The sequence below is a fragment of the Caballeronia sp. LZ008 genome (assembly GCF_031451435.1).
GTDB lineage: Bacteria > Pseudomonadota > Gammaproteobacteria > Burkholderiales > Burkholderiaceae > Caballeronia > Caballeronia zhejiangensis.
This window is the reverse complement of sequence record NZ_JARUXK010000001.1, coordinates 2,374,555-2,397,530: the sequence shown is the minus strand read 5'-3', so window position 1 is coordinate 2,397,530 and position 22,976 is coordinate 2,374,555. Positions and strand designations below refer to the sequence as shown.

At 64.5% G+C, this 22,976-nt stretch carries 23 protein-coding genes; 13 read left to right on the top strand and 10 right to left on the bottom strand.

What is annotated here, in order from left to right:
• Window positions 1–44: 44 nt before the first annotated feature.
• Window positions 45–1,442 carry an MFS transporter gene (locus tag QCE49_RS11150; protein WP_034471465.1) on the bottom strand — a complete coding sequence of 466 codons (1,398 nt, stop codon included), beginning with the start codon at window positions 1,440–1,442 and terminating at the stop codon, window positions 45–47.
• A gap of 122 nt (window positions 1,443–1,564) precedes the next feature.
• On the opposite strand from QCE49_RS11150, the gene QCE49_RS11145 reads away from it, so the two are divergent.
• The 4 genes from QCE49_RS11145 to QCE49_RS11130 all read left to right on the top strand — a co-directional run bounded on the left by QCE49_RS11145 (window position 1,565) and on the right by QCE49_RS11130 (window position 4,866).
• A complete protein-coding gene (locus QCE49_RS11145; RefSeq protein WP_008342924.1) occupies window positions 1,565–1,777 on the top strand; it encodes a DUF3820 family protein in 213 nt (70 codons plus the stop codon).
• Window positions 1,778–2,470: 693 nt separating this feature from the next.
• Window positions 2,471–3,712 (top strand): ribonucleotide-diphosphate reductase subunit beta, encoded by a 1,242-nt coding sequence (locus QCE49_RS11140; RefSeq protein WP_008342919.1) that lies wholly within the window; start codon window positions 2,471–2,473, stop codon window positions 3,710–3,712.
• 103 nt (window positions 3,713–3,815) lie between these two features.
• A complete protein-coding gene (locus QCE49_RS11135; protein WP_239295166.1) occupies window positions 3,816–4,145 on the top strand; it encodes a hypothetical protein in 330 nt (109 codons plus the stop codon).
• A gap of 31 nt (window positions 4,146–4,176) precedes the next feature.
• Window positions 4,177–4,866: a histone H1-like DNA-binding protein gene (locus QCE49_RS11130; RefSeq protein WP_250458968.1), complete on the top strand. Its 690-nt coding sequence runs from the start codon at window positions 4,177–4,179 to the stop codon at window positions 4,864–4,866.
• Between the two features lie 225 nt (window positions 4,867–5,091).
• On the opposite strand, the gene QCE49_RS11125 is transcribed toward QCE49_RS11130, so the two are convergent.
• The 9 genes from QCE49_RS11125 to QCE49_RS11085 form a co-directional block, all read right to left on the bottom strand.
• Entirely contained in the window at window positions 5,092–5,571 is a 480-nt protein-coding gene (locus tag QCE49_RS11125; protein WP_008342914.1) for a glycine zipper 2TM domain-containing protein, read from the bottom strand.
• Between the two features lie 17 nt (window positions 5,572–5,588).
• Window positions 5,589–6,527 (bottom strand): carbohydrate kinase family protein, encoded by a 939-nt coding sequence (locus QCE49_RS11120; protein WP_008342912.1) that lies wholly within the window; start codon window positions 6,525–6,527, stop codon window positions 5,589–5,591.
• 120 nt (window positions 6,528–6,647) lie between these two features.
• Window positions 6,648–7,148, bottom strand: coding sequence for a thiol peroxidase (gene tpx, locus QCE49_RS11115; RefSeq protein WP_008342910.1), 501 nt, complete (start codon window positions 7,146–7,148; stop codon window positions 6,648–6,650).
• A gap of 118 nt (window positions 7,149–7,266) precedes the next feature.
• On the bottom strand, window positions 7,267–8,580 hold the full coding sequence (locus QCE49_RS11110) for a zinc-ribbon and DUF3426 domain-containing protein (protein WP_250458970.1): 1,314 nt from the start codon (window positions 8,578–8,580) through the stop codon (window positions 7,267–7,269).
• Between the two features lie 50 nt (window positions 8,581–8,630).
• Window positions 8,631–9,533, bottom strand: coding sequence for a 50S ribosomal protein L11 methyltransferase (prmA, locus tag QCE49_RS11105; protein WP_008342906.1), 903 nt, complete (start codon window positions 9,531–9,533; stop codon window positions 8,631–8,633).
• A gap of 25 nt (window positions 9,534–9,558) precedes the next feature.
• Window positions 9,559–10,926 carry an acetyl-CoA carboxylase biotin carboxylase subunit gene (gene accC, locus QCE49_RS11100; protein ID WP_008342904.1) on the bottom strand — a complete coding sequence of 456 codons (1,368 nt, stop codon included), beginning with the start codon at window positions 10,924–10,926 and terminating at the stop codon, window positions 9,559–9,561.
• 154 nt (window positions 10,927–11,080) lie between these two features.
• Window positions 11,081–11,554, bottom strand: coding sequence for an acetyl-CoA carboxylase biotin carboxyl carrier protein (gene accB, locus QCE49_RS11095; protein ID WP_008342903.1), 474 nt, complete (start codon window positions 11,552–11,554; stop codon window positions 11,081–11,083).
• A gap of 528 nt (window positions 11,555–12,082) precedes the next feature.
• Complete coding sequence (locus tag QCE49_RS11090; protein ID WP_175982757.1) at window positions 12,083–12,622, bottom strand: TlpA disulfide reductase family protein; 540 nt, start codon at window positions 12,620–12,622, stop codon at window positions 12,083–12,085.
• Between the two features lie 18 nt (window positions 12,623–12,640).
• Complete coding sequence (locus tag QCE49_RS11085; RefSeq protein ID WP_008342899.1) at window positions 12,641–13,288, bottom strand: hypothetical protein; 648 nt, start codon at window positions 13,286–13,288, stop codon at window positions 12,641–12,643.
• A gap of 201 nt (window positions 13,289–13,489) precedes the next feature.
• Between QCE49_RS11085 and mpl the strand changes: the two genes are divergently transcribed.
• The 9 genes from mpl (at window position 13,490) to QCE49_RS11040 (ending at window position 22,920) form a co-directional block, all read left to right on the top strand.
• Window positions 13,490–14,893 (top strand): UDP-N-acetylmuramate:L-alanyl-gamma-D-glutamyl-meso-diaminopimelate ligase, encoded by a 1,404-nt coding sequence (gene mpl / locus QCE49_RS11080; protein WP_250435199.1) that lies wholly within the window; start codon window positions 13,490–13,492, stop codon window positions 14,891–14,893.
• The gene (locus tag QCE49_RS11075) at window positions 14,890–15,489 is read left to right on the top strand and encodes a YqiA/YcfP family alpha/beta fold hydrolase (protein WP_008342897.1); all 600 of its coding nucleotides are present in this window, start codon (window positions 14,890–14,892) and stop codon (window positions 15,487–15,489) included. The genes mpl and QCE49_RS11075 overlap by 4 nt, the downstream gene beginning before the upstream one ends.
• A gap of 62 nt (window positions 15,490–15,551) precedes the next feature.
• Window positions 15,552–17,606: a ribonuclease catalytic domain-containing protein gene (locus QCE49_RS11070; protein ID WP_033536347.1), complete on the top strand. Its 2,055-nt coding sequence runs from the start codon at window positions 15,552–15,554 to the stop codon at window positions 17,604–17,606.
• The gene (gene aroE / locus QCE49_RS11065; RefSeq protein WP_239295161.1) at window positions 17,603–18,445 is read left to right on the top strand and encodes a shikimate dehydrogenase; all 843 of its coding nucleotides are present in this window, start codon (window positions 17,603–17,605) and stop codon (window positions 18,443–18,445) included. Before QCE49_RS11070 ends, aroE begins: the two co-directional genes overlap by 4 nt.
• A 1-nt stretch (window position 18,446) precedes the next feature.
• Window positions 18,447–19,205, top strand: a complete 759-nt coding sequence (mtgA, locus tag QCE49_RS11060; protein WP_250435196.1) for a monofunctional biosynthetic peptidoglycan transglycosylase — start codon at window positions 18,447–18,449, stop codon at window positions 19,203–19,205.
• 348 nt (window positions 19,206–19,553) lie between these two features.
• Entirely contained in the window at window positions 19,554–20,483 is a 930-nt protein-coding gene (locus tag QCE49_RS11055) for an IclR family transcriptional regulator (RefSeq protein ID WP_008342893.1), read from the top strand.
• Window positions 20,480–21,454 carry a 2-dehydro-3-deoxygalactonokinase gene (locus tag QCE49_RS11050; protein ID WP_250458972.1) on the top strand — a complete coding sequence of 325 codons (975 nt, stop codon included), beginning with the start codon at window positions 20,480–20,482 and terminating at the stop codon, window positions 21,452–21,454. The genes QCE49_RS11055 and QCE49_RS11050 overlap by 4 nt, the downstream gene beginning before the upstream one ends.
• Window positions 21,455–21,469: 15 nt before the next feature.
• A complete protein-coding gene (locus QCE49_RS11045) occupies window positions 21,470–22,147 on the top strand; it encodes a 2-dehydro-3-deoxy-6-phosphogalactonate aldolase (protein WP_008342891.1) in 678 nt (225 codons plus the stop codon).
• Window positions 22,144–22,920, top strand: coding sequence for an SDR family oxidoreductase (locus tag QCE49_RS11040; RefSeq protein ID WP_008342890.1), 777 nt, complete (start codon window positions 22,144–22,146; stop codon window positions 22,918–22,920). The genes QCE49_RS11045 and QCE49_RS11040 overlap by 4 nt, the downstream gene beginning before the upstream one ends.
• The last annotated feature ends 56 nt before the right edge of the window (window positions 22,921–22,976 follow it).

Here is a 22,976-nt window from a genome sequence, read left to right as displayed (position 1 = left end):
ACACGATCACGGGATCCGGCGAAACAAAACGCAAAACAGCGAACTCACCCCCGCGTACCGCGAGAAATCTCCGTCCCAGCATCATGCGAAAGCCGCGCCGTAATCGGCATCGAAAGAAAAGAGAACAGCCCGACGACGACAAACGCCGGCCAGAAATCCGACCATTGCACACTCGCATGACCGTTCAGATATTGCGAGAGCTCGAGCGTGATCCCCGCGATCGTCACGCCGAGCCCGAGCGAAACCTGCTGCACGAAGCTAGCAAGGCTCGTCGCGCGGCCCACATCGCGTGTTTCGATCTCAGCGTAAGCAAGCGAGTTGAGGCTCGTGAACTGCAACGCAGGGAAGAAGCCGCCGAGCAGCACGACGGCCCAGATCACCCAGGCCGGCGTGCCGGGAAAGAACGCGCCGCACGCCGCGATCGCGATACCCGACAGCGCCGCGTTGTAGAACAGCGTCTGACGGAAGCCGAAGCGATGCAGCACGCGCGATGCGAACGAGCGCATGAACATGCCGCCGAACGCCGACGCGCACGTGATCGCGCCGGACTTGAACGCGCTCATGCCGAGACCCTCCTGCAGCGCGAGCGGCAGAAGAAACGGCACGGCGCCAAGCCCGATGCGAAACATCGAACCGCCGAGCACGCTCGCCTGAAACGTCGACACGCGGAAAAAGCGCAGATCGAGCAGCGGCTTCTCCACACGTCGCGCGTGGACGCAGTACAGCACGACCATCAGCGCGCCGGCGACGCACATCGCAAAGGCGACGCGCTGCGGAATCAGTTCGCCGCCGACGAGCGAGAGTCCGAGCAACAGCAGCACGCCCGCGCTCGCGGAGAGAAAGAAACCGAACCAGTCGAGACGGCCCGGATGTTCCTCGTGCGAGTTGGCGATGTAGCGGTTGGTCAGCCAGATGCCCGCGATGCCGATCGGGATGTTGATGAAAAAGATCAGGCGCCAGTGCAGATACGTCGTGATGAAGCCGCCGAGCAACGGCCCGACCGCTGGTCCGAGCATTGCGGGCACCGAGAGGTAATTCATCGCGCGTATGAACTCGGAGCGGCGCACCGAGCGAAAGATGATGATGCGGCCGACAGGCACCATCATCGCGCCGCCGACGCCCTGGATGAAGCGCGCGACGGTGAAGGGGCCAAGCGATGTGGAAGCCGCGCACAACAGCGAGCCGACGACGAACACGCCGATGGCCGTGCGGAACACGGCGCGTGCGCCGAAGCGGTCGGCGACCCATCCGCAGATCGGTATGAAGACGCCGAGTCCGAGCACGTAGCTCGTGACCGCAACCTTCAGCGTCACGGGATCGCGTCCAAACGCGCGCGCCATTTCAGGAATCGCGGTAACGATGACGTTGGCGTCGACGCTTTCCATGAACATCGCGCACGCGACGATGAGAGGGGCAATGAAAGCTTTGACGGCCAGCGGCATGTTGATTCGCGATCGACTCTCGGCGGCAAGAGCGGCGATTATGGCACCGATATGCAGCAATCGCTGAAGGATCGAAGCGCGCTGCGTGGTGCGATGAACATTGAACGAGGAGTGAAGAAGCGATGGACCCGCAAGACCTGCAGCGTCTCGTCACGCAGACGATGCCCTATGGCAAATACAAGGACAGGCTCATCGCCGATCTGCCCGGTCACTATCTCGCGTGGTTCGCGCGTGAGGGTTTTCCACAAGGCAAACTCGGCAGCCTGCTCGCGTTGATGCACGAGATCGATCACAACAATCTGCGCTCGCTGCTCGATCCTTTGCGCGGCCGATGAGCCTTGCGCAGCGCGGTTTCGTGTGAGACGGATCGTCGCGTAAACACGCTATAGATTGTGTTGGCGAGATTTGCAAGCACAAGATATTGTGGAAATACGAGACGTCAAATGCTAAACTTCGGCAACGAATTCGACGCGCGCAGCAGGCATCGACGCTCCATCGAAGTGCTTGCGTCAGCGTGTATCGAGCGATGCGAAGTGCGTGCGGTCACACACATCGAAGCTCATCGAAGAGGAGCGCATGAAGGTCGCGCGTTCATCGATTCGCGACGCATGTTTTGCATCGCATCGCGGGTCGACGAGAGACTTCGATCGATGATCGCAACGCGTCACGCTTCGATGCGTTCGCGCTTGGCAACACAGCATCGAGCGGATCTTCGCAATGGAGCGCGCGTGCTTTGCATCGCATAAGCAGCGTCGTCCGCAGAGCCTTGCGCGACAAGGCTTGCAGAGCAGCGATGAAGTCACGCGAAAGCACGCTGCGATGTCACGGAAGTCACTCGATCAGGACCGCTTCACACTCGATTCAAGAGATGTCGCATCGAGCTTCGCACACACGGCTTCGAGCCAAGTGTTGTATGCAGGTAGCAACGTCGAATCTAAATCGCATGAAAACGAGAATTTTCATGAGCAAACTCTTTTATCGCTCATGAAAAGATGGTACAAACCGATCTAAATTGATGGTGAGAATTTATGCTCAACTGGGATGACGAGACCACTGCCGTAGCTCCCTCGAGCGCTCCGCAACAGAACCCGTTGCGTAACGCTCAAGGCACGACTTTCGGTACGCAGGCAGCGCAAGCTGCAACTCATCAAGCTGCCCATCAGATTGCTCAGGCGAACAACATCTTTTCCGATGGCTTCGTTCCGCCCGCAGCCGCAACGCCTTCCGCCAGCGCGATCGCCGCGCAAAGCGAAGCGCGCGTCAATGTCGCCGACAAGCGCATCATCAACGGCAAGACCGACGTCAATCAGCTCGTCCCGTTCAAGTACAAGTGGGCGTGGGAGAAGTACCTCGCCGGTTGCGCGAACCACTGGATGCCGCAGGAAGTGAACATGTCGCGCGACATCGCCCTGTGGAAAGACCCGAACGGTCTCTCGGACGACGAGCGCCGCATCGTCAAGCGCAACCTCGGCTTCTTCGTCACGGCGGACTCGCTCGCCGCGAACAACATCGTGCTCGGCACGTACCGTCACATCACCGCTCCGGAGTGCCGCCAGTTCCTGCTGCGCCAGGCGTTCGAAGAGGCGATCCACACGCACGCGTACCAGTACATCGTCGAATCGCTGGGTCTCGATGAAAGCGAGATCTTCAACGCGTATCACGAGGTCAAGTCGATCCGTGACAAGGACGAGTTTCTGATTCCGTTCATCAACACGCTGACCGACCCGGCCTTCACGACCGGCACGCTCGAAGCGGACCAGAAATTGCTGAAGTCGTTGATCGTGTTCGCCTGCATCATGGAAGGCCTGTTCTTCTATGTCGGCTTCACGCAGATTCTGGCGCTGGGTCGCCAGAACAAGATGACGGGCGCGGCGGAACAGTATCAATACATCCTCCGCGATGAATCGATGCACTGCAATTTCGGCATCGACCTCATCAACCAGATCAAGCTGGAAGAGCCGCAACTGTGGACCGCCGACTTCAAGGCAGAGATCCGCGAGCTCTTCAAGCAGGCTGTCGATCTTGAATATCGCTACGCTGAAGACACCATGCCGCGCGGGGTTCTCGGCCTGAACGCGTCGATGTTCAAGAGCTACTTGCGGTTCATCTGCAACCGGCGTTGCCAGCAGATCGGACTGGACCCGCTCTTCCCGAACGAGGAAAACCCGTTCCCGTGGATGAGCGAAATGATCGACTTGAAGAAGGAACGCAACTTCTTCGAGACACGCGTGATTGAGTATCAAACCGGCGGCGCGCTCACCTGGGAATAATAAAAATCCAGGACGTGTTGCAGACGAAATCGATGGGACGGACGGGCAGCAGCGTGTCGCTCACGCGCGCCCGGCCGACAAGGTTTAGGAGAACGGTCGCCTGATGCAAAGTGCGCCTACTGACTTGGCGGGCCGTGTGGCCCGAATAGAAGACAGGCGTTTTGCGCTCCCTGAAAAGGGATGGGCAAACTTCCCCCCGGAAAATGCCAGCGGCATGCTCGCTGGCTCGATCAAGCGATGGCCGGCGCCGCGAAGAAGCGGTGCTGACTCAATTTGGCGCGCGGTGCCTCGGGGCACGGCGCGCCTTGCCGTATTCATTAGCGTAAGCAGGTGGGATCAGCGTACGCCGATGAATAATCCGCTTCGTAGCGTGCGTTATAGAGAAGGCGACACGTGGGAAGCGGGTTTTGACGAAGGGTGTTGTTTGAACTGACTCTCATCTGAAAACCTGAAGGAGAAAAACCATGGCAGTTGCCAAGAAAAAACCCGCCGCAAAGAAGGCTGCAGCGAAGAAAGTCACCGCCAAGAAGGCCGCTCCGGCGAAGAAGGTTGCGGCCAAGAAGGTCGCTGTGAAGAAGGTTGCAGCGAAGAAAGTAGCGGCGAAGAAGGTCGCAGCGAAGAAGGTCGCGGCGAAGAAGGCACCCGCGAAGAAGGCCGCAGCGAAGAAAGTCGCGACCAAGAAAGTAGCGGCGAAGAAGGTTGCTGCAAAGAAGGTCGCGGCGAAGAAGGCTCCCGCGAAGAAGGCCGCAGCGAAGAAAGTCGCGACCAAGAAAGTAGCGACGAAGAAGTCCGCAGCCAAGAAGGCGCCTGCGAAGAAGGCCGCTGCGAAGAAGACCGCGGCGAAGAAGGCGCCGGCGAAGAAGGCCGCAGCGAAGAAGGCCGCTGCGAAAAAGGCTCCCGCGAAAAAGGCTGCTGCGAAGACCGCAGCCGCTGCGCCTGCGCCTGCTGCTGCGCCCGCACCCGCTGCGAAGAAGGCCCCCGCGAAAAAGGCTCCGGCCAAGAAGGCCGCTGCTGCGAAGAAGACTACGGCTGCCGCTCCTGCCACGACGGCAACGACCGTCTCGGCGCCTGCTCCGGCCGCTCCGGCTGCTGCGGTCAAGACGGCGTTGAACCCGGCAGCGGCATGGCCGTTCCCGACGGGCAGCCGTCCGTAAGCTCTCGCAGTACGCAGCACCCAGGCACAGTGCGCTGTGCCCTTAGTCCGGGTATGCCTACCCGGCCTGAACCCGTCGTCGGGGAAACCTGGCGGCGGGTTTTTCGCTTCGGCCAACGAATTTCATCGCTTGCTCGGGGCGTCGAAAAAGAAAAAGCGCATGCATCTTTCGATACATGCGCATTCTTAGGATGACGCGGCGCTATTTGTCCGCTGAATGCCCTCGTCAGTGAGTGACGCGCGTGACGCCGCCGCTCGACAACAGACGCACTCGCTCGCCCGCCTGAAACACTTCGCCGTTCGCGGTCTGCGTGATCGCGCGCAGGTCGCCGTTATCGAGGCGCACGGTGATCTCGAGACCGTTCTTCATCGCGACGCTATTCTCGACCGCGTTGCCCGCGACGGCGCCAGCCAGCCCGCCGATGATGCCCGCGATGATCGAACCGTTGCCGCCGCCGATCGCACTCGCCGCCGCGACGCCGCCGAGCGCGCCGCCGCCGATCGTGCCGAGGCCCGTAGGCTGGCCGTTGTTCGAGCTGATCTTCACGCCGCGCACGCTTTCGACGGTCGCCATGCGCACCGTTTCCTCACGCTGCGCCTGCGACGCCGTGTAGACGTCCGACGAACTGCTGTTGTAGGCGCAGCCCGTCAGCGCCACCGAGCCGACGAGCGCCATGGCCAGCGCGATACGACTTACCGTTTTCATTCCTTCACTCCAATCATTCAGAACAGGCTGCTTCCGAAGGCCTGCTTGAAACGCTCTTCGATTTCGGCGCGCGTCGGCGCGTAGGTTTGCGGCCCCTGATGTTCGATTTTCAGCGAACCCATCAGACTCGCGAGACGACCCGTTTTCTCCCAGCCAAGCTTGTTTTCGATGCCGTACAGGAGCCCGCCGCGGAATGCGTCGCCGCAACCGGTCGGGTCGACCACCTGACGCGCCGCGACGACCGGAATCTCGGCCACGCCATCTTCATGATAGATCTGCGCGCCGTGTTCGCCACGCGTGACGACGAGGGCATCGACCCGGCTCTTGATGTCTTCGATCGACCAGCCGGTCTTGTTGCTCAGCAGCTTGGCTTCGTAATCGTTGACCGCCACGTAGGTGGCGAGTTCAATCATGCGACAAAGTTCCACGCCGTCCAGAATCGGCAATCCCTGGCCCGGGTCGAACACGAACGGCACGCCCGCGCGCGCCAGCCCTTCGGCGTGCTCGCGCATGCCTTGAGCGCCGTCCGGTGCGACGATGCCGAGCGAGATGCCCTGCGCTTCGTCGGCGCGGTTCAGATGCGATTCCATCATCGCGCCGGGGTGGAACGCGGTGATCTGGTTGTTCGCGAGATCGGTCGTGATGAAGCATTGCGCCGAGTGCTGATCGGCCAGCACGCGCACGTATTCCTTCGACAAACCGAGCGCGTCGAGCCGGTCGATGTAGAGCTGCGCATCCGCCGCGCCGAGCGTCGCCATGATCTTCGGATCGCCGCCGAGCAGCTTCAGCGCATACGCGATGTTGCCCGCGCAGCCGCCGAAGTTGCGCCGCATCGTCGGCACCAGGAAGCTGATGTTCAGCATGTGCACCTGATCCGGCAGGATGTGGTCGCCGAAGCGCCCCTGGAAAGTCATGATGTTGTCGTAGGCGAGCGAGCCGCAAATGAGCGTAGCCAAGGCGAACGTCCTTTATAGATAGGGGCCGAGGAGAGAAATCCGCATACGGCGCGCGGCGAGCGCTTCACCGTGCCTCGTATGCGCGGACCGCTCCGGTCGGAAGCGGTCCGGCGAGACGATTTACTTCAGCGCGGCGAGCGCTGCATCGTAGTTCGGCTCATTCTTGATCTCGGGCACGAGCTCCGAATGAAGCACCTTGTTGTTCTCGTCGAGCACGACCACGGCGCGCGCCGTCAGACCCTTGAGCGGGCCGCTCGTCACGTCGACGCCGTAAGCCTGCGCGAATTCGTGGCCGCGGAACGTCGATGCCGTCACGACATTGGCGATACCTTCGGTCGTGCAGAAGCGCTTCGCGGCGAACGGCAGATCGCCCGAAACCACGACCACGACCGTGTTGTTCAGGCCGGCGGCCGCTTCATTGAATTTGCGCGTCGAGGTGGCGCAGGTCGGCGTGTCGAGACTCGGCACGATGTTCAGCACCTTGCGCTTGCCCGCGAAGTTCGCGAGCTTGACGTCGCCGAGATCGGCGCCGACGAGCGTGAATTCGGACGCCTGCTGGCCCGGGCCCGGGAACGTGCCGCTGACGTCGATAGGGTTGCCGCCGAGGGTAACTTGACTCATGTTGCGCTCCAGAGAATTGTCAGATGCTGACGGGAAAATCGCGCGTGCAGGCGCCGCGAGGAGCATGACGCGCGTCGTGTGGAACCGGGGCAGGCGGCGTTCGCGCGCCTGCCCGACATCACGGGTAAAAGACCTGAACCCGGTAATTGGCGGCAACCGCGTCGCCCGTATCCAGCCGGACGATCACCGGTTGCGCGCTTTGCGGCGCGAGGCCGACGGCGAATATCGTACCCGGTCGCGCGTAATCCTGCGGCCAGAGCACGCGCCGGATCGCGACGTTGTTCTTGTCGTCGAGCAGCGTGAGTTCGAGCGCCGGATACGCCAGCGCGACGTCCATCCGGTTGCGCAGCGACAATTTCAGTTCGAGCTTGTGCGGGCCGTCCACCTGGCGCAGCCCGGAACTCTCGATCTGCAATCCGTCGATGTCGCGCGGCGGCGAGATCGTGCAGCCGATCTGATCGCAGACGTTCGAATAGAGCGCGTGCGAGCCGGGCACGTAGACCATCAACGTTTCGCGTTGCCACCATGCGAGCTGCACGAGCAACAGCAACGCCAGCAGCACGGCGACGATGACGCCCACGACACGTCCCGCCTTCCCGGCTCCGCCGCGGCCACGCACCGGCGCGCGCGTTTCCCGCGACTCGCGAATCACGGGAAACGCCTCGTTCGCGCTGACGCGCCGAGCAGGAGCGGGCGGCTTCCTGGCGCCGAAACCGGGCTCCGCGTCGTCGCGCCATGCGGGTACGGCCGGTTCCGCGGCGGCGCGCGCGGGCGGCGCGTCCGGCTGATGAACCGGACCGATGAACGGCTCGGCGCGATCGTCGACAGCATTGGCGAGCGGCGCGACGGGCGGTTCGCCGAGCGGCGTATCGTCGGCTTGCTCGGAGTTCGCGGCATCGGGATGCGGCACGCCGACGCGAATGTACTGCTTCAGGCGAGCGGGTTCCGAAGGCAACGCGGACGGCTCGTTCGCGGCATCGGCTTGATCGGGTTCGCTGCGCGGCGACGCGGCGCGTGTCTGGCTCGACGCGCTCGACGCTGCAGGAGCGTTCGCATAGACGGTGCCTTCGCTGTCGGCATCGGGATGCTTGATGGAACTCGGCGCGCCGAGATCGAGGTTGCGCGGCGCGAACGGGCGCGGCTTGAGCGGCGCATCGGGCGGCGCGTTCACATGCGCGGGTGCATCGGCGGCGGCAGCGTGGCCTGCGCCCGAGCTTGTTGCCGGACCGACGGCGGCATCATCGTCGATGATCGCGGCATGCTGAGCGACGCCTGCCGCGGCCGGCTCGTCCGGAAGCTCGAAGCGATGATGCGCGGCATCGAAAACTTCCTGACAGTGTCCGCAGCGCACGCGGCCGTCATGCGGCGCGAGCAGATGCGGGTCCAGCTTGAATACGGTTTCGCAGTGGGGGCAGCGGGTTGCCAGCGCCATATAAGAAGTGCCGTTGGCCTGACGGCCTGATCGTGGAGGATGGCGCTATTCTAAAGGCTTTCGCGCCGCGTTCCCGCGAGGCATACCCAGCCTTCGTGCTCGCGCCAAACGCCGATGTCGATCCACTTCGCATAGACCGCCGCGACCTCGTCGGCCTGGCGCGCGAGCACGCCCGACAGCGCGATTCTGCCGCCCGGCTTTACCTTCGCGGCGAGCATCGACGCCATCAGCTTGAGCGGATTCGAGAGGATGTTCGCGACGACGATATCGAACTCGCCGGCGGGGCACGCATCGGGCAGGCCGTAGATCACGTCCGCGCGATTGCGCTCGCTGTTCTGACGCGCCGACTCGACCGCTTGCGGATCGATGTCGATGCCGACGACCGGATCGGCGCCGCACTTCTTCGCGAGAATCGCGAGGATGCCGGAGCCGCAGCCGTAATCGAGCAGCGATTGTCCCGGCTTCACCGACTGCTCGAGCCATTCCATGCAAAGCCGCGTGGTCGGATGGCTGCCGGTGCCGAACGCGAGGCCCGGATCGAGTTCGAGCACGAGCGCGTTCGGATCGGGCGCGTCGTGCCACGAAGGCACGACCCAGATGCGCTCGCCGATGGCGATCGGATCGAACTGCGCCTGCGTGAGACGCACCCAGTCCTGCTCCTCGACCTCGCGCACCGTGAACTGCGGGGTTGCCGCGAGGCCGATCTCGTTCGCGGCCGCGGCGAGCAGCACGTCGGGATCTGCGTCCTCGGCGAGCAGCGCGACGACGCGCGAACGGTTCCACGCACGCTTTTCAGGCACGAGACCCGGCTCGCCGAAGAGCGGCTGTTCGTCGGGCGTGTCGGCGTCGGCGTCTTCGACGGACACCGACAGCGCGCCGACTTCAAGCAGCGCATCCGACAGCGCTTCCGCGTGCTCGCGATCCAGCTCGGCGATCAGTTCCCGGTAACTCATGCTATCTCTCTGAATAAGGCGTGCTTCAGGACTCTTCGGCGACCGCGGCCTGGCGCGCCGCCAGCTTGTTCTCGAGATAGTGAATGCTCGTGCCGCCTTCGACGAACTTCGCGTCGATCATCATTTCGCGATGCAGCGGGATGTTCGTCGAAATGCCTTCGACGACCATTTCCGACAGCGCGATACGCATGCGGTTGATCGCCTGCTCGCGCGTCGCGCCGAACGCGATCAGCTTGCCGATCATCGAATCGTAGTTCGGCGGAACGAAGTAGTTCGCATACGCGTGGGAATCGACGCGAATGCCCGGGCCGCCCGGCGTATGCCACGACGTGATGCGTCCCGGCGACGGCGTGAACTTGAACGGATCTTCCGCGTTGATGCGGCACTCGATCGCGTGGCCGCGGAACTGGATGTCCTTCTGGCGGATCGAGAGCTTTTCGCCCGCGGCGATGCGGATCTGCTCCTGCACGATATCGACGCCCGTGATGAGTTCCGTCACCGGATGCTCGACCTGCACGCGCGTGTTCATTTCGATGAAGTAGAACTCGCCGTTCTCGTACAGGAACTCGAACGTGCCCGCGCCGAGATAGCCCATCTTCTTGCACGCGTCGGCGCAACGGTCGCCGATGCGCTCGATCAGCCGCCGCGCAATGCCCGGCGCCGGCGCTTCCTCGATCACCTTCTGGTGACGGCGCTGCATCGAGCAGTCGCGCTCGCCGAGCCAGATCGCGTTACGGAACGAGTCCGACAACACCTGAATCTCGATGTGGCGCGGGTTCTCGAGAAACTTCTCCATGTACACCTGCGGGTTGCCGAAGGCGCGGCCCGCTTCTTCGCGCGTCATGTTGACGGCGTTCACGAGCGCCGCTTCGGTGTGCACCACGCGCATGCCGCGCCCGCCGCCGCCGCCCGCCGCCTTGATGATGACGGGGTAGCCGATTGCGCGCGCAATCTTCACGATCTCGCGCGGATCGTCCGGCAAAGCGCCTTCGGAGCCCGGCACGCACGGCACGCCGGTCTTGATCATCGTCTGCTTGGCGGTGACCTTGTCGCCCATCAGGCGGATGGTCTCGGGACGCGGCCCGATGAACGTGAAGCCCGATTGCTCGACGCGCTCGGCGAAGTCGGCGTTTTCGGAGAGAAAGCCGTAGCCGGGATGGATGGCTTCGGCGTCGGTGACTTCGGCCGCGCTGATGAGCGCCGGCATGTTCAGGTACGAGAGATTCGAAGGCGCCGGTCCGATGCACACGGCTTCGTCGGCCAGCTTGACGTACTTCGCTTCCTTGTCGGCTTCGGAATAGACGACGACTGTCTTGACGCCCAGCTCGCGGCACGCGCGCTGGATGCGAAGCGCGATTTCGCCGCGGTTCGCAATGAGAATTTTTTCAAACATAGTGGGTCGGCTCATCAACGGGCTCGCGCGAGCGGCCCTCGGGGATCCAATCGGCGGCGCGCTTCTCGACGAATCGATGCCGCATGAAGCGCGCCGGCGCGGCGGGGCCGGGCGGCGGCTGCGAGGCGCATCCGCGGCACGGCCCGGTGCGCCTTTAGTCGCCGATCACGAAGAGCGGCTGGCCGTACTCGACCGCCTGGCCGTTCTCGACGAGGATTTCCTTCACGACGCCGGCTTTGTCCGCTTCGATTTCGTTCAAGAGCTTCATCGCTTCGATGATGCACAGCGTCTGGCCTTCCTTCACCGTATCGCCGACCTGGATGAACGGATCCGCGCCCGGCGACGGCGCACGGTAGAACGAACCGACCATCGGCGAGGTCACGATGTGACCTTGCGGCGCGGCGGCCGCGGGCGCAGCGGCTGCCGGCGCGCCGGCTTCCCCTGCACCGCCGAATTGCGGCGCGGCCGGCGACTGCACTTGCGGTGCGTACTGCTGCGGCGCCTGCATGTAGACCGGCGCGGCGTTCTTGACGATGCGAACCTTGCCTTCGCCTTCCGTCACTTCCAGCTCCGAGATGCCGGATTCCGAGACGAGGTCGATCAGCGTTTTCAGTTTACGAAGGTCCATCGAAAAATCCCCTTTCAATACTTGGAGACCGGGACTGCCCGGCACTTGACTTGATTTGTGGGTGTTCTGACTGCTCAGCCGCGAGTCGGCGCGGCCAGCCGTCCGACACGCACGCTCGCGAAAGCGCCCGCGCAAACGACGGCTGCAGAATCGGTCGGCACGCCGGTAGCGTTCATGTCGAACGTATCGGCGTGGTCGCTTCGAAGCGCGCGCCCGAACAGCACGCGGATGACGGCTGCGGATGCTCCACGCCTTCCGACCGCCGTTTTGCGGAGGTCGGACTTGACGGCGAGGGGGCCACATGGCACCGGCAGAGTTGTCATAGTCGCTTCGGGTTGTGCGGAATTCGGCGCACTTTAGCGCCGTTTAGAGAATTTTGTCTAGTTTTACTGTGCAGTCCGGCTCGCAACCATGGGACAAATTACCGCCGCGTATTGGGAGTCGCGTCGAATTTCCAGCAAGATCGGCGTACTGCGTGCTAACTCGCAGCTTACTCGACGCAAGCCACGGCGTACACGCAGCCAATTTTTACAGGCTGTCGAGCGTATGTTTCAGCTCGGCCGGGTCGACTTCGCCCAGTTTCGTGGAGCGGATTTTCCCATTCGCGTCGATCACGACGGTAAACGGCAGGCCGCCCGCATTATTGCCGAAGCTACGCGCAAGATCCGCGCCGCCGAAGCCGGTGACGTAGACGGGATAGGCGACCGGCACTTTCTTAAGAAAATCGTTGACGTTCTTCTCGCTATCGACGCCGAGTCCGATGAACGTGATGCCTTTCTTTTCGTAATCGCGCTGCATCGCGGAGAGCGTCGGCATTTCCTTCACGCACGGTCCGCACCACGACGCCCAGAAGTTCACGACGACCGGCTTGCCCTTGAACGCCGCGAGCGGTTGCGACGTGCCGGAAGCGCCCGGCGGCGTCGCCTTCCACAGTTGATCGACGGCGTTGCCGCTCGGCTGCGTCGCGGCCACGGTATCGCCGCCGGTGAACAGATGGCCCGCGTAGAAGCCGCCGACGGTCGCGGCGACGGCGACCACGAGGGCCGCCAGAATGCGTGTGCTTTTCATGAGCGTAGAGAAGATAGATCAGCCGCTGATCTCGAGCGGCGGGACATCGGGGTGATCGAGCAGCGTGCGTACGGCCGCCGCGTTCGCGCGGGCGAGGCGTCCGCGGTTGTCCGCGCGCACCGCGCCGCGCAGATCGTCGGGACCGTAGAGCGCGATATGCACGCCGACCGGCTCCTCGTCGCGTGCGCGATGCAGAAAGCTCAGCGTCTCGACATAGCCGCGCCCCGCGAAGTGCCGCGTCTCCGACACGTCGTATTGCACGTTCGCGTTCAGCAGATAAATGGCGACTTCCTTGGGATTGTCGCAGAAGCATTGCAGATGAATATCGGAGTGCTCGCCTGCGGTGCCGTTGAGCACCGCGCCCGTCAGATATGGATCGAAGGGTGTCAGGCGCTCCATCCAGTCGAGCGCGACTTCGCGCATCCGGCGCAGCACGGCTGGCTGGCTGTCGCTCTGGAAAATCGCCTGATACTCGCGGATTTCCTCTTCGATCTGGTCGTTATCGGGCAGGAACTCGCCGCCGATCTTCGCCTCGCCGACGACCTGCCGCGCAGCCTTGCGCTTGGCGGTGGAGTAGTCGAGGCCGTCTTCGGCGATCATCCTCGCGGCAGCGATCGCGATTTCCTCGCGCACGCGCTGCGGATCGAAATGTGATTTGCGAACCATGCCGGAATGATACTAGATAAGCTCGAGCGGCCCTTTTGCGGGCCAAGGGCGGCAGGCTTGCGCCGGGGGAAAAGCGCTTAGCCTGCTCGGTTACAATATGCGCCTTCAGGCGCCTTTCTGCACGGGTTTGCCCTCAGGTTCACCGGTACGGCGCCGTTCCTGTTTTCGCATCTCAATCGCCCGCGCGGCGCGACACGGTTTATGCACATCCACATCCTCGGCATCTGCGGCACCTTCATGGGCGGACTTGCCGTTCTGGCGCGCGAGGCGGGCCACAAGGTCACCGGCTGCGACGCCGGCGTCTACCCGCCGATGAGCACGCAACTCGAAGCCCAGGGCATCGAACTGATCGAAGGTTACGGCATCGAGCAGCTCGCGCTCGAGCCGGATCTCTTCGTCATCGGCAACGTGGTGACGCGCGGCAATCCGCTGATGGAAGCCATCCTCGATCGCGGCCTGCCATACACATCCGGCCCGCAGTGGCTCGGCGAGCATGTGCTGAACGGCAAATGGGTGCTCGCGGTGGCGGGCACGCACGGCAAGACCACGACGAGCTCGATGCTCGCATGGCTGCTCGAAGACGCGGGCATGAATCCCGGCTTTCTGATCGGCGGCGTGCCGTTGAACTTCGGCATTTCCGCGCGCCTGACCGATTCGAGCTTTTTCGTGATCGAAGCCGACGAGTACGACACCGCATTTTTCGACAAGCGTTCGAAGTTCGTGCATTACCGTCCGCGCACGGCCGTGCTCAATAATCTCGAATTCGATCACGCCGATATCTTCCCCGATCTCGCGGCCATCGAAACGCAATTCCACCACCTTGTGCGCACGGTGCCGGGCGTCGGGCGCATCGTCACGAACGGGCGCGAGGCGGCGCTGGAACGGGTGCTCACGCGCGGCTGCTGGTCGGGCGTCGAACGCTTCGGCGTCGAAGGCGGATGGCAGGCGCTGCCCGTCGAACAAGGCGCCGCCGTCGACGAGCAGTTCGCCGTGTATTGGGAAGGCGAGCGCCAGGGCGTCGTCGACTGGCAGGTGCAGGGCGAGCACAATCGGATGAACGCGCTCGCTGCGATCGCGGCCGCGCGCTCGGTCGGCGTGCCGGCGGCGCAATCGGCGAAATCGCTCGCGAGTTTTCGCAACGTCAAGCGGCGCATGGAAGTGAAGGGCAGCGTCGACGGCGTCACCGTCTACGACGACTTCGCGCATCATCCGACCGCAATCGAGACGACCGTCGCGGGCCTGCGCACGCGCATCGGCAATTCGGATACGTCGCGCATCCTCGCCGTGCTGGAACCGCGCTCGAACACGATGAAACTCGGCACGATGAAAGCGCAATTGCCGGCGAGTCTCGCGGGCGCGGATCTCGTCTTCGGCTACGGCGCGCGCGAAGGCCGCGACAAGCTCGGCTGGAATCTCGCAGAAGCGCTGTCCCCGCTCGGCGACAAGGCGCGGGCATTCGACGAAATCGAACCTCTGGTGAAGGCGGTCGCGGCCGCCGCGCGCCCCGGCGACCACGTACTCGTGATGAGCAACGGCGGCTTCGGCGGCGTCCATCAGAAACTGCTCGACGCGCTTTCGGCGCGTGGCGCAGGAGGACATTCGTGATTCTCTATCTGCACGGCTTTCGCTCGTCTCCCCAATCGTTCAAGGCGCGCGTGATGCACGCGCGGCTCGCGGAACTCGGGAGGCTCGGCGAATGGCAGTGCCCGTCGCTGCCGGTATCGCCGTGCGATGCCGTCGCGCTGGCCGAATCGCTCGCGGCGGGCGAGAAAGCGGGCGATGTGACCGTCGTCGGCAGTTCGCTCGGCGGCTATTACGCGACGTATCTCGCGGAGAAACACGGCTGGCGCGCCGTGCTGCTCAATCCGGCGGTCGTGCCGGATCGCGATCTGAGCCATTTTCTCGGCGAGCAGCCGTTGTGGCACGGCGGCGGAACGATCACCGTGCTGCCGCGCCATCTCGACGAGTTGCGCGCGCTCAAGGTCGAATCGATCACGCGGCCCGAGCGCTACTATCTGATCGCGGCGACGGGCGACGAAGTGCTCGATTACCGCACGATGCTCGACCACTATCCCGGCGTGCGAACCACGCTGATTCAGGGCAGCGATCACGCGATCAGCGACTTCCCGGCTTATCTCGCCGATGTCATCGCGTTCTGCGACCAGGCGCCGCCACCCGTGCGCGCGACCGCAGCCGCCTGAGCCCATTCATTCGCCGGCGCGCGGCAAGCGCGGCCCGGTCCACCGTTTTACGAGAGTATTGAGTGAACGTTTTCTTCGAGGAATCGGGTAGTTTCAAGGCCGGATCGGTGTTGTCGAAACAGGGCGACGCGTTCCAGGTCGAATTGCCGGGCGGCCGGCGCGCGAAAGTGCGCGCGAAAGACGTGCTGATCGAGTTCGAGAAGCCCGCAGCCGGCGATCTGATGCAGGAAGCCGACGCCATCGCGCAGGAGATCGATCTCGACTTCCTGTGGGAATGCGCGCCCGACGAGGAATTTCCGTTCGCCGCGCTCGGCGCGGATTACTTCGGCGACAAGTTCGGACCCGCCGAACGCGCGGCGCTCGTCCTGCGCATGCACGGCGCGCCGGTTTACTTCCGGCGCAAAGGGCGCGGCCAGTATCAGCGCGCGCCGCAGGAACAATTGCAGATGGCGCTCGCGTCGCTCGAACGCAAGCGTCAGCAGGCGCTCGTGCAGCAGGGCTGGGAAGAGGAACTGAAGGCGGGCAAGCTGCCCGATGCGCTGAAGGGCAAGGCGATCGGCCTGCTCACGAAGCCGGACAAGAATTCGATCGAGTACAAGGCGCTCGAAGCGGCGGCGGCGGCGCGCGGTATCTCGCAGGCGCGGCTGATGCTCGAATGCGGCGGCATCGCCTCGCCCCGACAGTTGCACGAGGCGAAGTTCCTGTCGGAGTTCTTCCCGCACGGCATCGGTTTTCCGTCGGTGCAGCCGGGACCGCTGCCCGAGGATTTGCCGGAAGCGCACGTCGAAGCGTTCTCCATCGACGACGTCACCACCACCGAAATCGACGATGCCTTCTCCGTCGAGCATCTTTCGGATGGCCGCGTGCGCGTGGGCATCCACATCGCGGCGCCGGCGCTCGGCATTACGCGTGGCGACACGATCGACGCCATCGCGCGCGGGCGTCTCTCCACGGTCTACATGCCCGGCGACAAGATCACGATGCTGCCCGACAACGTCGTCGACGTGTTCACGCTCGGCGAGGGCGGGCTGCGCCCGGCGCTGTCGCTGTACATCATCGTGAATCGCGAGACGCAGGATATCGTCGCCACTGAAACGCGCGCCGAACGCGTGTTCGTGAAGAGCAACCTGCGCCACAACCATCTCGACGAGTTCGTCACCGAGGAAACGCTCGCGGCCGGCACGGGCGACTATCCGCACAAGGAAGACATCGCGGTGCTGTGGCCGCTCGCGCAGGCGCTCTTCGAAAAGCGTCAGCAGGCGCGCGCGACTTACGGCCTCAAGCGCGAAGTGCAGCGCAACAACGACTTCAACTTTTATGTCGATGGCGAGCACATCACGATCACGCCGCGCCGTCGCGGTTCGCCGCTCGATCTGATCGTCGCGGAACTGGCGATTCTCGCGAATTCGTCGTGGGGCGCGTTCCTCAACGATCACGGCGTGCCGGGCATCTATCGTTCGCAGCGCGGCTTCGGCGGTCCGGGACCGAAACGCACGCGCATGCAGACGACGCCCGCGCCGCACGAAGGCCTGGGCGTCGCGCAATATGCGTGGAGCACGTCGCCGCTGCGCCGTTATGTCGACCTCGTCAATCAATGGCAGTTGCTCGCGTGCGTGCAGCATGGCGTGACGGCCAAGCTCGCCGCGCCGTTCAAGCCGAAGGACGCGGACCTTTTCGCCGTCGTGCAGGGTTTCGACGACACGTACACCGCGTATGCCGATCACCAGCGCCGCATGGAGTATTTCTGGTGCCTGCGCTGGCTCAAGCAGGAGAACAGGAAGCACGTTCCCGCTTCGGTCATCAAGGACGATCTCGTGCGGCTCGAAGAGATTCCGCTGATCCTGCACGTGCCCGGCCTCGGCGTGCATGCGCGCGGCACGCGTGTGATGCTCGAAGTCGTATCGATCGACGAGCTGACGGTCGAAGCATCGTGCCGTCTGCTGCATGTGATCGACGCGCCGTCCGCGAGCGCGCCGGTCGAGGAAGAAGAGGCGGAAGAAGAGATCATCGAGACGAGCGATCTTTCTGCCGAAAGCGAAGCCGAAGCGCAGGCGGAAGCGTCGGTGGAGCAGCCACAACCGGAAACGCCCGACAACGCGCAGGAACCGACGCCATGAAAGACCAATACGCGGTGATCGGCAATCCGATCGAGCACAGCAAATCGCCGTGGATTCACGCGAAGTTCGCCGCGCAGACCGGCGAGCCGATCGAATACGGCCGCATTCTCGGGCCGCTCGATGGCTTCACGCGTGAAGTGAAGGCGTTCATCGCGTCGGGCGGACGCGGCATGAACGTCACCGTGCCGTTCAAGCTCGAAGCGCACGCGCTCGCCGATTCGCTGTCGCCGCGCGCGGCAGCGGCGGGCGCGGTGAACACGCTCGCCTTCGGGCCGGATGGCGTGCGCGGCGACAACACCGATGGCGTCGGCCTCGTGCGCGACATCGAAGTGAATCTCGGCGTGAGTCTGAAAGGCGCGCGCATTCTGCTGCTCGGCGCGGGCGGCGCGGCGCGCGGCGTCGTGCTGCCGATCTTCGATCGCGCGCCGGCGGCGCTCACCATCGTCAACCGCACGGCGGCGAAGGCGCATCAGCTCGTCGATCAGTTCGCGCAGAACGCGTCCGAGTGCGGCGTGCGTTTCTCGGGCGGCGGCGCCGACAGCGCGGAAGCCGGGCAGTACGACGTGATCGTCAACGCGACCGCGGGCAGCCTCGACGCCGCCTTGCCCGATTGCGACGACAGCGCGTTCGGCGCGGGCACGCTCGCCTACGACATGATGTACGGCGCGCAGCCGACCGTCTTCATGCAACACGCGTCGAAGCTCGGCGCGCGCGCATCGGACGGTCTCGGCATGCTGGTCGAGCAGGCCGCCGAATCGTTTTTCATCTGGCGCGGCGTGCGCCCGGATGGCGGCGCGGTGCTGCGCGATCTGCGCGCCGCGCTGGCCGCGAAAGCCTGACATGACCACCGCGCCCGTCGGCAGCCAGGGCAGCCGCTCGCCGCGCGTGCGCAAAGCGGTGCGGCTCGGCCCGGCGCGCTGGATCGCGTACGGCGTATCGGTGCTCGGCATCGCGTTCATCGCGACGCAAATGTGGTTCTTCGCGCAGATCGGCATCTGGACGATCGTCAATCCCGGTCCGACGGCCTTCATGCGCGCCGACGCGTGGACGCTCGCGAAGACGCATCCGGGCATTTCGCTGCAACGCACCTGGGTGCCGTACGAGCAGATTTCGCGCAATCTGAAGCGCGCGATCATCGCTTCGGAAGACGCGAATTTCGTCAATAACAACGGCTACGAAACCGACGCCATCCTTCAGGCGTGGGAGAAGAACAAGGCGCGCGGAAAAATCGTCGCGGGCGGCTCGACCATTTCGCAGCAGCTCGCGCGCAACCTGTTTCTGTCGCGCGAAAAGAGCTATGTGCGCAAGGCGCAGGAGCTCGTCATCACCTGGATGCTCGAGTTCTGGATGGACAAAGAACGCATCTTCGAGATCTACCTGAATTCGGTCGAGTGGGGCAACGGCGTGTACGGCGCGGAAGCGGCGGCGCGGTATTACTACAAGACATCGGCGGCGAAACTGACGGCCTGGCAGAGCGCGCGGCTTGCGGTGATGCTGCCGCGTCCGAAGTATTTCGACGACCATCGCAATGCGCCGTATTTGTCGCAGCGCGCGGGCGTCATCGCACGGCGGATGGGGGCAGCGGAACTGCCGCAGTGAAATTTAGCTGGCCGCGATAAACAATGCAAAGCCCTGATAATTCAGGGCTTTTTTGTTTTCCAGAAGCTTTCGGCTGCAAGCTCCTCTCCCATTATGTGAGCACGACGATCACATATTGAATAAATCGAAGAGCCGGAACTACAATCCGGCCAAAGCCTGAAACGGCACGCGCGGGCGACGACCGGAGCGACTTCCGGCGCGCACGACCAGAACAATGGAGACACGTCATGCATTCGATCGCACGCCCGCGCTCGCGGGCCTCCTTGCACGATTCGTACGCTCATTCCATCGGGGGCGCGCCCGCGTGCGTCATCCGGCGCGCATCGTGATCGACGAGGGATTCGCGCCATGACCAAATTCCAGACCCCTGAAACCGACGTCGCCGAGGCGGGCGCAGCGCGCGCCAAGTCCAACGGCGCGAGCGGGACGAAGCACACACCCGATCCCGACGCCATCGCGCTGCCGAGCGCGCTCGTCGACATCACACCGCAGCAGGCGGGCACGCAGACGCTGTTGCGCGGCCTCGCGATTCTCGAAGCCGCCGCGAACGGCGCGCGCGACCTGCGCGCGTTCGGCGCGGCGCTCGGCACGACGCGCAGCACGACGCATCGGCTCGTGAGCTCGCTCGTGCAAGCGCGCTATCTGCGTCAGGTGCAGGGCGGCTATCTGCTCGGGCCGAAGCTCATCGAACTCGGCACGATCGCGCTCGAACAGATGCCGCTCACGACCGTCGCGCGACCGCATCTGCAGGCGCTCGCCGAGCATACGCACGACACGATCCATCTCGGCGTGCGCGACGGCGACGACGTGCTCTACATCGACAAGATTCCGGGCACGCGCGGCCTGGAGATGCGTTCGCGCGTCGGGCACCGGATGCCGCTCGCGTCGACGGGCATCGGCAAGGCGATGATGCTCGACCTCGAAGCGAACGCGTGGAAGAAGCTGCTGGAAGCGTCGCATCGCGTGCTCGCGAGGATGAGCTTCAAGCCCGACAACCGCCCCGACTTCGACACCTTCCAGCAGCGCATGACGCGCTATGCGCAAGGCGGCTTCACGTTCGATCTCGAAGAGAACGAGGCGTCGATCCGCTGCGTCGCCGCGCCGGTGCGCGATGCGTCGGGCGCGATCGTCGCGGCATTGTCGGTGGCGAGCACCATTCCCTACATGCCGCACGAGCGCATGGAGGAACTGATTCCGGTCGTGCAGCGCGAAGCGCACGCGATCTCCGAGGAACTTGGCTGGCGCGCGCCGCAGGCCGCCCGCAGGATCAAGCGATGACCGCATCCGTTTCCACGCCCGCGCTCATCGCGCTCGACTGGGGCACGACTTCGCTGCGCGCCTATCTGCTTGGCGCCGACGGTCTCGCCCTCGATACGCGCGCATCGTCGGCGGGCATCATGAATCTGCCGGCGGGCGGGTTCGATCAGGCGTTCGAGCAAACCTGCGGCGCGTGGCTCGACGCGCACGCGCACTTGCCGGTGATCGCGGCGGGCATGGTCGGCAGCGCGCAGGGCTGGGTCGAAGCGCCGTACGTCGAAACGCCGGCGAACGCCGATGCGCTCGTCGCGGGCATCGTCGATGTGAAGACGGCGCGCGGCGTCGTGCTGCATGTCGTGCCGGGCGTGCTGGAGCGCGGCGTGTTGCCCAACGTGATGCGCGGCGAGGAAACGCAGATTTTCGGCGCGCTGGCGAGCGAGCCGGCGCTCGGAAACGCGGGCGGCGCGCTGATCGGACTGCCGGGCACGCACGCGAAGTGGGCGTTCGTCGCCGATGAGCGCATCGAGCGTTTCTACACCTTCATGACGGGCGAGACCTTCAGCGCGCTGCGCGATCACACGATCCTCGGCCGCACGATGCATCCCACCGCGACGCACGACGAACAGGCGTTCCTGCGCGGCGTCGAGACGGCGCGCGATGCCGGTCATCCCGGCGTGCTCGCGACGATCTTCAGCACGCGCACGCTCGGCCTCACGGGCCAACTGAGCGCGGAGCAGCAATCGGATTATTTGTCGGGCCTGTTGATCGGCCATGAATTGCGCGGACTGAACGAAGTGCTTGCGCGCGAACAATCCGCGCTCGCGGGAAAGCCCCTGCGCCTGATCGGCAACGATGCGCTTTGCAATCGCTATCGCGCCGCGCTCGCGCGTTTCGGATGCCACGATGCCGCCACGGTCGCGCACGCCACCGAGCACGGCCTTTATGGAATCGCCGCGCTGGCCGGGCTGGTCGCGGCCAGGCGCGCGGCCTGAAAAGGAGAGAACACGATGCAGCCTCCCATCAATCTGCCCGCGCCCTACGGCATGCACGCCGGTCTCGCAAAGGCGTTCGCCGCGTGCCCGCTGATCGCGATACTGCGCGGCGTCACGCCCGCCGAAGCCGCCGATCACGGCCGCGCGCTCTATGAAGCGGGCTTTCGCATCGTCGAAGTGCCGCTGAATTCGCCGCAGCCGTTCGACAGCATCGCGGCGATCCGTCAGACGCTCCCCGCCGATGCGATCGTCGGTGCGGGAACGGTGCTGCATCCGAGTTACGTCGATAGCGTGAAGGCCGCGGGCGGCGAGCTCATCGTGATGCCGCACAGCGACGCCGATGTCGTGCGTGCCGCGAAGGCGCAGGGTCTCGCGTGCGCGCCGGGCGTCGCGACGCCGAACGAGGCGTTTCTCGCGCTGAAGAACGGCGCGGACGTGCTGAAGATGTTTCCCGCCGAGCAACTCGGCCCAACGGTGACGAAGGCATGGCGCGCGGTGATCGCGAAGGACGTGCCGCTCGTGCCGGTCGGCGGTATTGCGCCGGACAACATGGAGCCGTTCTTGAGCGCAGGCGCGAACGGCTTCGGCCTCGGCTCGGCGCTCTACAAGCCGGGCCAGAGCGCGGACGTCACGGCGCGGCACGCGAAGGCGTTCATCGACGGACTGGCCGTTGCACGAGGCGCAGCCAAATGAACCGCCTCGCCGGCAAGGTCGCGATGGTCACGGGCGCGGGACGCGGCATCGGCGCGGCGATCGCGCTGGCGTTCGCGCGCGAGGGCGCACGCGTCGCGCTCGCGGAACTCGACATCGGCACGGCCCGCGAAACGGCCGAGCGCATCGGGGAAGAAACCGGCGCGAACGTCATCGCGGTCGAAACGGACGTGACGCAAAGCGCATCGGTGAAGGAAGCCGTCGCGCAGACCGAAGCCGCGCTCGGCCCGCTCGACGTGCTCGTGAACAACGCCGGCATCAACGTGTTCTGCGATCCGCTCACGATGACCGACGACGACTGGCGCCGCTGCTTCGCCGTCGATCTCGACGGCGTGTGGAACGGCTGCCGCGCGGTGTTGCCGGGGATGGTCGAGCGCGGGCGCGGCAGCATCGTGAACATCGCGTCGACGCACAGCTTCAAGATCATTCCGGGCTGCTTTCCGTATCCGGTGGCGAAGCACGGTGTGATCGGCCTCACGCGCGCGCTCGGCATCGAGTACGCGCCGAACAACGTGCGCGTGAATGCGATCGCGCCGGGTTACATCGAAACGCAATTGACGCTCGACTGGTGGAATTCGCAGGCTGATCCGAAGGCCGCGCGTCAGGCGACGCTCGATCTTCAGCCGATGAAGCGTATCGGCGAGCCGCGGGAAGTCGCGATGACGGCGGTGTTCCTCGCATCGGACGAGGCGCCGTTCATCAACGCGAGCTGTATCACCGTGGATGGCGGGCGAAGCGCGCTGTACCACGACTGAAGCAAACGAGATCACGAAGGAATGACGCACTGGCCGCTGTGCGGACATCAATCAAC